The 13512-nt window shown below is 58.1% G+C and carries 7 protein-coding genes and 1 pseudogene; 3 read left to right on the top strand and 5 right to left on the bottom strand.

Annotated elements, in window-relative coordinates:
* Positions 1-2 precede the first annotated feature (2 nt).
* Positions 3-482, top strand: a complete 480-nt coding sequence (locus LC060_RS03325; protein WP_226632684.1) for an EF-hand domain-containing protein — start codon at positions 3-5, stop codon at positions 480-482.
* A gap of 168 nt (positions 483-650) precedes the next feature.
* On the opposite strand, the pseudogene LC060_RS03320 reads toward LC060_RS03325, so the two are convergent.
* A pseudogene (locus LC060_RS03320) lies at positions 651-1213 on the bottom strand (IS5 family transposase); the annotation flags it as partial.
* A 511-nt stretch (positions 1214-1724) separates the two neighbouring features.
* Here LC060_RS03320 and LC060_RS03315 point away from each other — a divergent pair.
* Together LC060_RS03315 and LC060_RS03310 are read left to right on the top strand one after the other, a co-directional pair.
* Positions 1725-2033, top strand: coding sequence for a DUF1778 domain-containing protein (locus tag LC060_RS03315; protein WP_226632682.1), 309 nt, complete (start codon positions 1725-1727; stop codon positions 2031-2033).
* On the top strand, positions 2030-2581 hold the full coding sequence (locus LC060_RS03310) for a GNAT family N-acetyltransferase (protein WP_226632680.1): 552 nt from the start codon (positions 2030-2032) through the stop codon (positions 2579-2581). Before LC060_RS03315 ends, LC060_RS03310 begins: the two co-directional genes overlap by 4 nt.
* Positions 2582-2632: 51 nt before the next feature.
* Here the strand turns inward: LC060_RS03310 and LC060_RS03305 are convergent, their stop codons facing one another.
* From LC060_RS03305 to LC060_RS03290, 4 genes are all read right to left on the bottom strand, one after another.
* Positions 2633-5965 (bottom strand): DUF499 domain-containing protein, encoded by a 3333-nt coding sequence (locus tag LC060_RS03305; RefSeq protein WP_226632678.1) that lies wholly within the window; start codon positions 5963-5965, stop codon positions 2633-2635.
* Between the two features lie 12 nt (positions 5966-5977).
* Positions 5978-8770 (bottom strand): DUF1156 domain-containing protein, encoded by a 2793-nt coding sequence (locus tag LC060_RS03300; protein ID WP_226632676.1) that lies wholly within the window; start codon positions 8768-8770, stop codon positions 5978-5980.
* Entirely contained in the window at positions 8767-12267 is a 3501-nt protein-coding gene (locus LC060_RS03295) for a protein NO VEIN domain-containing protein (RefSeq protein WP_226632675.1), read from the bottom strand. The genes LC060_RS03300 and LC060_RS03295 overlap by 4 nt, the downstream gene beginning before the upstream one ends.
* Positions 12268-12477: 210 nt before the next feature.
* Positions 12478-13365, bottom strand: coding sequence for a WYL domain-containing protein (locus LC060_RS03290; RefSeq protein ID WP_226632672.1), 888 nt, complete (start codon positions 13363-13365; stop codon positions 12478-12480).
* Between the last annotated feature and the right edge of the window lie 147 nt (positions 13366-13512).

The raw sequence follows: 13512 nt of genomic DNA, 5'->3' as shown, positions 1-13512 counted from the left end.
CCATGACAACGAAGACAACCCAAGCGGCGCTGGCCGCCCTCACGGCCCTCACAGCCCTGAGCGGGCCTGCGCTGGCCCAGGACGGCGAGAGCGCCGCGACGGGCACGCGCGCGACCGCCAGCGGTCACAGCAAGACGAGCTTTCTGGAGACCTATGACACGAACGGCGACGGCAAGGTCTCGGTGGCCGAATTCACCGCCGGGCGCGAGGCCAAATACAAATCCTTCGATCTCGATGGCGACGGACAGGTCTCCGAAGCCGAGTACGTCGAAGAGTACCGCGCACGTCTCGATGCCGAACTGGCGCGCCGGCGCAGCCTGCAGATCCGACAGACATACGTGCGCTACGGCGTGCTGGATACTGACCACGATCAGAACATGAGCCTTGAGGAATTCCACGAATCCGGTGGCCGTATGTTCAAGCGCCTGGATACGAACGGCGATGGCGTGATCGACGAGAGGGACTCCTCGGATCACTATTGAAACCAGCCATTGGCTTGCGCGGCATCGCCTTTACCAATCGGCCCGTGGGTGGCGCCCCGCAAGCAGAAGCATTTGATTCCGGCAGGTCGCGAGGCGGGCGATCTGCCGGGGCTTTGATGCGCAAATCGGCCACAGGGCAGCAGTTGCCTTTGAAGGCATCGATCGCGCGACACGCTGAGTTTTGGGCCTACCGAGCGCAGGCAATGGGTTGATGATAGCCGCGCGAATGTAATCGCGCCGACCTGGCGATCGAAGTCTCGGGCCGAGATCAGATCCCCCAGCAGCTTGAAGCAATGCATTTTCGTCTCGACGAAACTGCGCTGGTGATAGCCGCTCCCTCGTTTCCAGATTGCCCTGCTGAGTTGCCGTCTTGAGCAAACGATCTCCTTGCGGGCCGCAAGGCCTGACGAACTCTCGGACCATGCTTGCGCGTTGCTGCGAGCGGGGATGACGGCACAGGCATCGTGGGCGGCAATCGCTTCGTGACAGGCCCTGGTGTCAAAAGCGCCATCGGCGCTGACGATCGCGATGGCTTGATCGCATGCGATCTGCTCCAGCAGTTCCCGTAGCATGGGGGCATCGCCGACCCGGCTTCCAATCACTTCGATGGCGCGGATCTCAAGCGATCCGACGCCCCCCCCAAGGTAGACCTTTCGCCACTGGCGGCGCTTGGACGGGCCATGCTTGCCCCTGCATCATTCCCCGTCCCCCACTTCCTCGATGCCCGCGCTGGAGAAGCGCCGAAAGCTCATGCAGCGATGGTCGAATTATCTGACCGGCGCGGCGCCGGACTTGACCTGAGTGTTCATCGCCACCTGGCCGACCGACCCTAAGCCTAGACACTGGCAAGCCCCGGTCAGGTGCGAACAGCCTTGGGCACCGAAAAAGGAAAACCCCCGAAGTCTGCCCTTTAGCGGGCAATCGCGAACATCGACGATCAGGAAAATGGCGGAGCGGGAGGGACTTGCAGGACAAAATATAAGGCCCTGAAAGCTTTCACCTATTCAAATCGCCCCACGCCGATTTCCCACATTTATTACCTCATGCACTCAGAACATCTAATTTTTCCGGTGATTTAGTGAGTATGTCGATCATCGACGAGCAAGTCCAGAGGCATTCGTCAACGACCTCCCATCACCACTTTGGCCCGTGAATTTCACGGCACCTTGTACGCCGCTACGGCACACAATATTGACATATGCGCCACATCGGCGTACATTAACTTCCTTAAAGGAGGTCGCCATGCTGGCACACAACGACGTGACGAGTTCAATCGATGAACGTAGCACCGAACGCATGTCGTTTCGCACCAAGCCGCGCATCAAGGACGCCATCCAGAAAGCCGCTGCGCTTTCAGGGGTGGATGATTCCGTCTTCACAATGAACGCTGCGTATCGTGCCGCAATGGAGACGATCTCGACCCATGAACGCACGACGCTAAGCGCAGTCGATCACGAAGCGTTTTTTGCCGCGCTAGATCGCCCCCCTGCGCCGACTGACAAACTGCGCGCAGCCTTTGCCCGTCACAAAGAGACAATCGAGAGCAAGTGACCGACACTAGGGCAAATGCGAAGTTCATTATTGAGCCGCTCGATCCGTCCAGGCACGATCGAGCGGCCTTTTCATGTGGCGTTGAACAGGTCGACAACTTCTTCAAGCGCACGGCGAACAAGCTCGCCCGCGCCGGTAACATACGGGTTCACGTTCTGACTGAGCCAGATGGATCGATCGTCGGCTTCTACGCCCTTAACGCCCATTCGATCCACTACGCAAACCTACCCGAGAAATTCAGACGGGACCGCCCGGGTCATGGAACGATCCCTGCCGCCTTCATTTCCATGATTGGCGTCGACAGCCGCTATCAGGGCCGGGGCTACGGAGGCGACCTCCTCGTTGACTGCCTAAGACGCATCGTACGCGCAGCCGAGGCGATCGGCATTCGCGTCGTCCTTCTGGATGTACTCGATTGTGGCTCACCAAGCGAAGTTAAACGAAGGACGCAACTTTATCGCTCGTACGGGTTCACCTCGCTGCCGAAACAAAACCTCCGCATGTTCCTCCCACTCTCGGACGTAGAAGCATTGTTTGCAGCTGAATAACCAACCGCGACCGTTGCGACACGAAAAGCGTTCCTCTGCCCGACAAGGTGGTCAGTTTATCACCTTGTCGATAAAACCCAATGTTGAAGCGTTTTCGGTCAGCGTCCTGACCTTCGACCGATCTAGGCCAGAAGGTACCTCAGCATCGATCTCCAACCGCAGCGTGACCTCGGCGCCAGGGACCGTTGTCAGTTGCTCCACGATGGCCTCAACAATTTGGGCCATATCTCTCGCAGGGCGGTCAGCCGAGATCATGACAGTGCCTTGGAACCTAGTTGGGTCTTTGGGAGCTTCGGGGGCTGCCCCCCCTGGGACAGTGCCACCGCCTTCACGCTCCCCGTCGACTATTGTCGGCGAGACTGGGGCACCAGATGAAGTTACCGAGGTACTGGTTGTCCTTTCCGCTTGATTTAGCACCTGTTTTGCTCTCGCGGTTTCAGCAACAGTCGGTCTTACAATGACGCTGTCGGCGTCAATCGTGATGGCTGCGCTTCCTGCGTTTTCGATGGAAAGACCACGGTATTCGCTCTGAGCTTCATCAAAAGTTTCAGCATACGCGAAGGGGCCCGCCACTATTTGCGCTATCGAAGAACGAACGCAGCGGATCAAGGTATCTCGATCTTTCAGGCGGGGCAGGTAAGTATACCGGTTCAGGTATTCCCACAGGTCCTTGAGATGCAGGTGGTCGCGATCGTTCCAGATGTATTTTTCTAGCTCACGGTTCAGGCGCTCCGGGCCAATCTCGGGAAGAAGAGCTTCCTCGCTGACGAGCTTCTTGCTTGCCCGGCTCAAGAGGCCATCCTGAGCTGGAATGCGGGCCGATGAGAAGCCGACGTCGGTCTGCGCGCTGTCCTGATAAGGATAGATCAAGAAAGCCCACGTTTCCTTGAGCCTGGTCTGAACGGTCTCCTTGGCTTCTTGAGCCTTGTCTTTGGCGAGAGACATCTCGCTGGATTTGAGGTCCAGGCGTCCGCTGTTCGCATCTCGAACGATCCCATCCCATGCCAAGAGAGAGCGCATGGCGTCTTTCAGGTTGTCGAGCTGACGGGCGTCTGCAGCCAGGAAAACCAAGGTATTGCGATAAACGCGCGGCGTTGAGCCTCGTTGAAGCAGGATGTCCTTCACTTCCGTCATCGCATCCGAGTTGTCTCGGCCACTGTGCGGATGCGCCACGCCAAGAACCACGGCACGGACACCGCCCGCCTCATCTGGCACAGCTGCGGAGCTGTCCGGGGCAACCTGGACGGCATCGAAGTTCCCACGATCTGCAATGCCGTTGATGTAGGTCGACAGAGCCTTATCGATTTCGACAAGGACAAGCGCGTCCTCAAGTTGTCCTGCCCGATCTGCCGCCACCCGGTTGAGGCTCGCGGACATCGAGTACCAGTATCGACCAAGTTCACCATGCATGAACTTAGCTTGGTTGGTCAGGCGGCGCAGTGCGTCGCCAAAGATTGCGATCTTCTCTCCGGGCTGCACGACCCCGAGATTGATCTGCTTGTCATCGAGCCCCTTGTTCTCCTGAGAGTGCAGCGGGGCCGTTCCCATGAAAACCGTGCGGGCTACACGGCGCGTGGCCGAGTAGCGGTTCAGGTTCGGCGCAGCTTGGTCGACCCTGTACGGTGTTGAAGATGTGCCATCAATGTCGCCCGCAATGATCGACTGCCACGACGGGTCCAGATAGTGCAGAAGCTCGGGTTCCACGCGTTCAGAGCTGATGGACACGCTACCTGGCATGATCATGACGGAAGGATCGCCGGACATCCAAAGCTCATGAATGACCTGGGCCATGAGACGCAGAACACCACGGGTCCGCTGGAATTTCTCAAGCGACCCCCAAGCGGTGTAGAGCTGATCGAAAAGGTCCGGGTGGATCGGATAGGCTTTCTCCAGCTTCCGGCGATAGTCTTCGTCGGCGCAGCCCTGCGGGAAGTCATTCGGGCTCTCTCGATACAGCTTCGCGAACTGCTTCAGGGTGTTATCGCGATGACGATAATTATCACTCGGGATTTCCTTGAACAGACGCCGCCGGACAATCTCGTAGCTTTCTTCCTGAGATGCCGGTCGCCAAGAGCTTTCGACACGGCTGAAGGTCTGTTTCAGACGGGCCAGAGCTTCCTGCCCACCCTCACCGCCGACCTCGATCTGAGAGGCAGGCAAAGAAGCGACCAGCAGCGTTTGCGGTGCAGCTTTCACCGCCTCGGTCAGCGCTTGGACAAAGGATAGGTTCGCGTCGAACGAACCGGACGGCAGCCCCTCGATCTTGTAGATCTGGCGCAGATAGGCGACCCATTCGTCGATCAGGATCAGACAGGGCGAGAACTTGTTGAAGATCTCTTCCAGCAGGTTCGAGCCCGGCGCGATACCGCGGGCATCATTTTCCGCGATCATGTCGAAGCCAGCCTGACCGCCAAGCTGCCAAGCAAGCTCCCCCCAAGTCGTCTTGATGACCTGTCCGCCTTCCAGGGTAATGACGTCCTGCGGGCCGCGTGACGTCCCGACCAGAACGGCGCGATTGACCTCATCGGGAACATCCAGCCCGTTGCGCGACAGCAGCTGATCGAGGCCCGGCAGATCGCCGACACGGGTTTGCCCAGCCATGTGATAAAGCGCCAGCATCGAATGCGTCTTGCCGCCGCCAAAGTTAGTTTGCAGCTCGACCACCGGATCACCACCGGCCCCGGACAGGCGCTTGGCCGCGCCTTTGAGCAGGGCGCTCAGGCCCTCGGTCAGATAGGTCCGGCTGAAGAACTCGCGCGGGTCACAGTATTCCTGCGCCGCTGTGCCTTTGTGGACCTTGGCGAGGTCGGCCGCGAACTCGGCTTGCTGGAACTCGCCGGTCGCCACGTCCTGATGCGGCTCCACCACTTCCCGCCAGGGCAGAAGGCCCGAAACGGTCTCGGTCGAAATCGTCGTGGAGCTGCTCTTCTTGCGCTCCTCGTTCCGGGCAAGCTCGGTGAACTTGGTCCGCAGGATCGACTCCCGCATCTTGCCAATCTCGTCGGCGCTGTCCCCGGCGCTCACCGCGTCGAGGATGCGGCGCATGCTGTCCAGCGCCCGTTCCGCATCGTCGTAAGAGAACTTGCCGTCATGGGCAAGCTTGTTGCGGACGTCGATCAGCTCGTTGACGATCGAGCGGTGCGTCCGGTCCAGAACGTCGCGAAACGCCTCGTTCCAGAGACGCTCCATGATCTTCAGAAGCTTCTGCGTATCCGGGGTAAACTTGCCGTTGGATTCCGGCCGCCACTCGGGGAAGCGCGAGATCACGTCCTGCGGCCATCCCTTGCCTATCCCCGCTTCGAGACGTTGCATCACGAAGGGCTGAAGGCCCTTCTGCATATGCTCCATCCCCTCGAACACATATTGGCGCGTACTTTTTGCCATCTCAGATCACCTTCAAATATCCATGCGGGTCTGGCGGTTCTTGTCGGACACGTGAATCGTGGCCGCCAGCCGGGTCAAATCTGTCCAGACGGCGATCAGGCCGTTGTAGGAGGTCGCCTCCTTCGCATCTTGGCGCTTGTTGCCGCAGACGTCGTAGAGGTAATAGGCAAGGTCCTTGACCGTTTCGGCCCGCTCGCTGCCGATCTTCTTCAGCAGTTCCGCCGCCGCATACTCGCCGTCATTTTCCAGCGTGCGGATCAGGTGCTGGCAAGCCTCCCAGATCGTGAAATGATCATCAGTCTCGGGGTCCCATTCTGGGTCGATCTCGTCGCGCTTGAAGATGCGCACGCTCCCGGCCGAGCTTTCGACGATCCCGGCATGTTTGACACTTTCGACCGAGATGCCGCGCGCCGTGGCGATGCTGTTGGCGGTGCCATACTCGCCCTTGTCGAACCCGTGCTGCTGGAACCAGGTCGCGGTGAAGCGGGTCTCGGCATCGAATTCGCCATGCAGGTCGTTCAGAAACTCGTCGAGCTGAGCGTTGATCAGCTGCAAGGCGGTCTTGACCGTCATCGGGCTGTCGTCTGCTTCAAGCACGGCGGCGTACCGAGAAAAGACACCCATGCCAGGGCCGATGGCCGATTGCGGCATGTCGGCCGGTGATACGTTGGCAGCTTGAAGTTCCGTGATGCCGGGTGGAAGTTCTCGTTTGAGTGCGCGGATGAACTCTGCACGAGTGATGGTCTCGGCGGAGGCATCTTTTTTACGGCAAACAAGGACTACGGAATTGGCGAGTGCGTTGGTCCCCGTTGCGATGGTCCTGGCGGATCGCTCTGTTCGTACTGGCCACGTGCCGACAATCGCGTAGCCAGCTTCGATTACAGCCTGCAAGAATGTCGCCCATCCCGTGGAACTTAGACCATCCTGCTCCACCTCACTCTGCTTGAATGCATAGTAAATCGTTGCGGGGAACTGAGCGGTAGATTGCTGTGCCAAACTTGATATTGCCGATGTCATGCCCGTTAGAAAATGATCTTCCGCCTTAGATTTTCCGCCATGTCGATACGGAGAGGCAACCAATTCCTCCGCTTTTGGGACAGCAAGAGTACTACCAATACTCGGATAAACGTCTTTTATGTTACGACGGAGCCAGACGTAAAAATAATCAGACAAGTCGGCGTAACCGATGTTGTCGTAGTATGGCGGGTCAGTGGAGATTACCGAATTTTCAGGAAGTTGAACGCTTTGCGCGTCATTCTGAACTTCGGTGCCATTTGAAACAGGCACTAATCCTGAGAGTGCTTTCCAAACCCAGTCCACTGCACCTAGGAAGTTACCGGTGCTATCGCTGAAAAAGTTACACTCTGCAAAATCCCAGGTCATTGGGATAGCCTGACGGGCAAAGGTAAAGCGGATGAACGCTGAAGATGACCACGTGGCAATGGAGCTGCCTGCATCAGCAAGACGATCAATGGCGAACGCCAAATACACGCTTACGGCTTCTGCATAGGCTTTAGCGCCTTTTCCGCCATCTCTAAGATGTATTGCGTCAGCAGATAGATTGGCAATTGCGTCGGCTTCAATTTTAGCACGCACTTCTTGGATCAGGTCGCTGAAGGTATTCAATGCAACCAGCTGCCGATTTGTGAAAAGCTTCCCAAAGGTGTCTAGCCCGTAATCTACCGTCCAGAAATTTCTAGGATCATTTGGTAGTGGCGTCTCTGGTGACCACTCTGGCATCGCCGACATTGCAAGGTCACTCTGTCCTTCGACAGGAGCCATATAAACGCGGGACCGATTGCCCTCCGCAACAATGGCAAGCATGGTCTGTCCCATCTCGCCGGATCGTCCTTTGGATTTCACATAGTCCGGTGTGATTGCGGTATCTGATATGATGCAACGGAAGTTTGCGCCGCGACCGGCCTTGGTCCCCTCCTTGGCGTTTGCCAACTCAGCCTTTGTTCCGCCGTGCCTTATGCTATAAGAGATCGTCTTCGTCTGACGATCCACACTAGGTTCAATCCAAGCTTCTTTTCCGGCTTTTGAACTCAGTAGGAAGCTTGAAGCTATTGGAACCTGAACGTCGGCAAACGCCGGGTCGGGGCTCGGTACTGTCCGAGCCCATATCCATGCGACTACTGTTGCCTTGCCCCCGCCCTGCGCTTTCGGAAGTTCTACTTGTGGGTAGAGCTTCCCAATACGTTCCCAAGCCTTCTCACGCACCCATTCGCCGTAGTATTTCACATCCTCGGCCAGTCCTTCGGCATTGCGATAGAAGGATCGGTCCTTGATGCCCGGATGGATCGGCTCCATGTCCTTGAACTTCGGGGGGATCTCGATCATCGCCTTGCCGATCATCACCGCCACCGGGTTCAGGTCCGACCCATAGGCGGGCAGGCCCAGGCGCTGCGCCTCCAACGGGATCGAGCAACCTCCCGAGAACGGGTCATAGACCGGCGGCAGTTTACCCCCGCAGCTGCGCCGGATTTCCGCCCGCGCCCGCTCCAGGACTTCCTCGTTGGTTGAGTTTTCCCATTTCACCAGTTCTTCGATGATCTGGAACAAGCGCTTACGCTCGGCCTCCGCCGCCTCTTCGGTCGGGAATTGATCCGGGTGGCTGGAGGGGTCATCCACCAGCTGCGCGAACAGCACCGCCCGACACGCTGCCAACGGCCGCCGCGCCCACCACAGGTGCAGGGTGCTGGGATGCCCATGCCGGATCGACTTCTCCCGCGCCGACGCCGCGTTGATCGCTTCGAGAGGAAGGGCGACCTCGATCAGTTTTTTCTTGTATGTTTGGCTCACGATGGCACCTCTGCCCGCTCCAGCAGGCGTTTGATATTAAATTGAATTGCGTTCTGATCGAACGGCGGTTCACGCGAGTCAAGCGCACCGCGGAGATACCTCGGGGCTGCGGTGAACCCCTCGTTGACCTGCACGATGGCGAGAATGAATTTCTCGGGCTCGTGGAGCGAGGTGATGATTTCCTGCCGGGTCAGCATCACCGTATCGGCGCTGTCGATCCGGCCTTTGACCTCGATGAACCGCATGTGGTTGGTGTCGGGGTCGAAGGACGCGATGTCGTAGCCGATCTTGCGGGCCGACACATCCTCGGGCTCGTTTCCAAGGGCACGTTCGGCGGCCATGACGGCGCTCATCGCCTTCAGCTCGATCGCGCGGCGGGCCTCAGGGTCTTCAGAGAAGCCATTGGGCTTGGCAGAGCTGCCCTTGCTCAGGAGCAAGCCTCTCGGGACCACGACCATGCCGCCACGGACGCGCGGCGGCTGGGACGTGATGAACCGCTCCTGTTCGATCAACTCAAGACGTCGGCGCAGGCGTTCGGCCAGGTCCTCCGCCCGGCGCTCTGCATTGCGCCAGTTGGACCGGACCTTCTTGCCCGCTTTTTCCTCTTCCTTCAGCTCGGCCGCGCGAGAATCCCAGTAGTTGATCTCTTTCTTCAGTCGAGCTTTGACCTCGTGCTCGACCTTGTCGATCTCGGGGAGGCGCCGCTCTCGCACTTCGGCGACATGGCCTTGGGCAAGCTCGATGGTCGCGTATTGGACCACGCGCCTTTCCAGGTCTGCTGTGAGCCAGGGGGCACTGATCTCTGCCTGAACAGAGGCGATCTCTTCCGGTGTCGCGGCCCGCAGGTTCAGGTGCGGCGCGATCCCGGCATCATGAATTTCGCCTGCCTGATTGACCGTTGCGAACTGAAGCTTCTGCGAGACAAGGCTGGCATTGCCTGCGTGACCAGGACGCCCGTCCTGAACCGAGTGCTCCAGCAGGAAGAGGGCTTCGACTGCCGTTCCGTCGTCGGTGTCGTCGACCAGCACGGCCCCTTGCTTCATCAAATGATCGCTCTGCTCGCGGACGATACTGATCACCGCGTCCAGCAAGGGGTGCCCCGGATAGACGAAGGCTGCCACCGGCTGCTGGTTGATTTTCGACTTCTCGAAGCAGATCCGTTCGTACTTCTTCTGGATCGGTGCTCCGCCACCGATCTGGCGGTCCCGTTCCCTGATGATGAGCGGGACATGAGTGATTTCCCACCGGCCTTCCTCGCGTCGCTTGATCTGTCCGCCGAGGCGCTGGAACGCCTCGACAAAGAAACTCTGGATGTGATGCGGTTGAAGGCGTTGCGCTTCGGCCTTCTCCATCGCGATCCGGAGCTCTTGGACTTGAGCCTCTGGCATTGTGTCGTTAGTGAGTTGCCGCTTCTGCAAAAGGGTCAGGAGGTGGCTCTGATCGACTGCGCCGTCGACTGCCTTGTAGAGGCGGGCCTTCACGTCCTCATCGTCGTTGTACTGGATCGCTTCCAGCAGCAGGTCTCGAAGCGGGCGATCCTCGAAAAGCTCGCCCAGGACGTCATAGACCCGTCCGCCCAGAGCCTCACGGGCGGCTTCCAGCTTTTCTAGCAGGCGCGCGTAGACGTCGCCCTCACGGGTGCCTTTCGCGACGAGGTTCCAGAGGTGGCACACTTCGGTTTGCCCGATCCGGTGGATACGGCCGAACCGCTGCTCGATCTTGTTCGGGTTCCACGGCAGGTCATAGTTCACCATCAGGTGGCCGCGCTGAAGGTTGACGCCTTCCCCCGCCGCATCGTTGGCAATGAGGACAAGCATATCCCTGTCCTGCATGAAGCGCTCGACGACCTTGCGGCGCTCTTCCCGCGTCACGCCCCCGTAGATCACGTCCACTGCATCAGGTTTTCCGAGGCGCGCGGTCACCTTATTGCGGAGGTATTCGAGCGTGTCTTTCGGCTCGGTGAAAATGATCAGCTTGCGACGATGCCCGTCAGGATCGAGCATCAGATCATCATCAAGAATCTTGTCGAGTTGCTGCCATTTGGTGTCGTGCCCGGAATGCAGGACACGAAGGGCCATGCCCTCAAGACCTTTCAGGGTTTCAACCTCGATCTCCAGCTGTTCGGCCGTCTCGGCACTGGTAGCGCTGGTCGAGATCAGGTCTTCCATCTCGTCGATTTCGTCCTGACCATACTCATCCATATTGGTCAGCAGGTCTTGGTTGACCTTGGGCTGTGCGAAGCCCGCCCGGTCACTTTTGGCCGCAAGCCGCACTTCGCTCAGCTCTGCCTCAAGCCGTTCCCGGCGACGCTTCAGGGACTGGTAGATCGCAGCAGGGCTTGAGGCCAAGCGCCGCTGAAGGATCTGCAGCGCGAAGCCGACGTTGTTCTTCTTGCGCCCATCGGTTTCGGCGAACCGCAAGACGCGGTTCATCTCGTCACGGACATAGTCCGTAACAGCGGTATAAAGTTCAGCCTCTTCAGGGGAGAGGTCGTATTTGACTGTGTAGGCGCGGCGCTCGGGGAAGAGCGGGCGACCGTCAAACCGCAGCAGCTCTTCCTTGGTCAGGCGGCGCATCATGTCCTCAACGTCTGCGACATGGACACCGTCCCGGAAGCGCCCTTCGAACCGGTCGCCGTCTAACAGAGCCATGAATAGCTGAAAGTCGCGTTCTTTCCCATTGTGCGGTGTGGCCGACATTAGCAAGAAGTGACGGCAGACCTGCCCCAGCTTCTGCCCAAGCTGGTAGCGCTTGGTGTACTTCGCCTCACTGCCGAAGAATGTCGCGGACATTCGATGGGCTTCGTCAGCGATGATTAAGTCCCATTCGGTCGACTTGAGGAGCTTTTCTTGAAGCTCTTCGTTGCGCGCTAGGACATCCAGTCGAGCGATCATCCTGTTGCAGTCGTTGAATGGATTACCTGAGCGGGAGCTCTCGATCATGTCTCGGCTCAGGATGTCAAATTCCAGGCCGAACTTCTCTCCCAGTTCATCCTGCCACTGTTCGACAAGGCTGCCCGGAGCGACCACCAAGCACCGCTCCAGATCACTGCGAGCGATAAGCTCCTTGATTAAGAGGCCAGCCATGATGGTCTTCCCGGCACCGGGATCGTCGGCCAGCAGGAAGCGCAACGGTTGCCGTGGCAGCATTTCCCCATAGACCGCAGAAATCTGGTGGGGAAGAGGATCGACCTGGCTGGTATGGATCGCGAGATAGGGGTCGAAGAAATGGGCCAGTTTGATCCGGTTTGCCTCGGTCACCAGGCGCAAGAGAGCGCCATCGGCATCGAATGACCAATTCCGACCTGCGGATTGGACATTGAGGCGATGTTCATCGTCGCGATAGATTGTCGTTTCAGCGACCGATCCGCTCGACTGTCGATATACGACGTTGACAGCTTGGTTGCCGATCCATTCGACAGAGACTACTTCCACGGCACCGCCGGGCATAACGCCAGAGACACGCCCGCCAGGTTTGATATCTTCAAGTTTTGTCATGGCAGGTCGTGTCCGGTTCCAAAAGCGTACGGTGCAGAATATCATGACCCAGAGTCATGCGGTGTTCCTCATTCGTTCGAGGAGTTCGGAGGGGGCGGCGACAATGATGTGTTGCTGGTGGATGGGGCGAGCGTCGACATGAGTATTAAGGCCGAGCCGCTTCAGTAGGCGCAATCGAGGCGAAGGGGAGAGGGGGATCCCTCTCCGGTATCAAAGCGTCCAATCAGCTTGCTCAAGCGCCTGCTTGGTTTCAGCGCCATTCCGAAGGACGATATGCTGAGTGCGGGCTTCCTTATTTTCTGGTGCATCATTTAAACCGAGACGTTTGAGCACATAATATAGCATCGCATAACGGACTTCGATGCTCTTCGTACCATCAGCGTCCATGCTGTAGTCTTTGATGACCATCGTTTGTTGTTGCGGACTCAGGTCAGGGTGCGGAGCGATGATGATCGCGAATTTTTCGTGCCAGAACCGATCCAGTTTACCGCTTTGGCCAGGTTCGCCGAAGTCGCGGGTCTCGAAGATGCGGGGGATGAGAAAATCCTTGTACAGTTCTGCCTGATGGCAAAATGCGCGGACATGCCATCGGAAACCGTCGTATCCCATCGCATGCGGCGTAATGCGCCGCCACACTGGAGTTGGACGCTCCTTGCCCATTGATTGGTAAAAGATGTCCAGCGATCGTTCTTCACGGATCGCTTGAAGAACGGTGTGGAGACATGTCTCGTTGACCTCGCGGGTCGGACTTACAACGACATCGATCTCTGGCGGCTTGCCGATCCAGCTCTCACCAGACTCTAAAAGTCCTTCGCCCAGAGATCGCAGACGGCGCAGATATTCGGTCGAACCGGCCTTTAAGAACACGGGCTTGCACCCGTCCGCAGCGACATAGCGCTTGGAAATTTTATCGTAAGTTGCGTTCTCTGGAGCCATCTCCTGATACAACGTCAGGTCCTTGGAAGCCTGCGGTTCTGAAACATTGAACATCTTCATGATGTCCGAACGACGGATGCCGTCTTCCCAGAGCAATCGAAACTCGATGAACTCGAGGCGGCGCTCGACTCCCCATTTGATCTTCGATTGCTCTTCGGACATGAAACCTCACATGGGCGCAGAAAGTACATGGACATAGTTTTGATGCCCATGTAGAAATTACTCGTATCGGCGAATCATGTCAATCGCATCTCCCCCAAGAACCTCGATTCTGGGGTACGGCCGCGCTTTGCCTTGAACGAACGATCA

This window comes from Novosphingobium profundi, from assembly GCF_020524485.1.
Lineage (GTDB): Bacteria > Pseudomonadota > Alphaproteobacteria > Sphingomonadales > Sphingomonadaceae > Novosphingobium > Novosphingobium profundi_A.
The sequence above is the reverse complement of the archived record's forward strand: the minus strand, read 5'-3'. Positions and strand labels throughout refer to the sequence as shown.

Bases quoted from the DNA above. Each gene is read 5' to 3' on its own strand.
- LC060_RS03325 (WP_226632684.1), top strand. From the start codon at position 3: ATGACAACGAAGACAACCCAAGCGGCGCTGGCCGCCCTCACGGCCCTC.
- LC060_RS03295 (WP_226632675.1), bottom strand. From the start codon at position 12,267: ATGACAAAACTTGAAGATATCAAACCTGGCGGGCGTGTCTCTGGCGTT.
- LC060_RS03305 (WP_226632678.1), bottom strand. From the start codon at position 5,965: ATGGCAAAAAGTACGCGCCAATATGTGTTCGAGGGGATGGAGCATATG.
- LC060_RS03315 (WP_226632682.1), top strand. From the start codon at position 1,725: ATGCTGGCACACAACGACGTGACGAGTTCAATCGATGAACGTAGCACC.
- LC060_RS03290 (WP_226632672.1), bottom strand. From the start codon at position 13,365: ATGTCCGAAGAGCAATCGAAGATCAAATGGGGAGTCGAGCGCCGCCTC.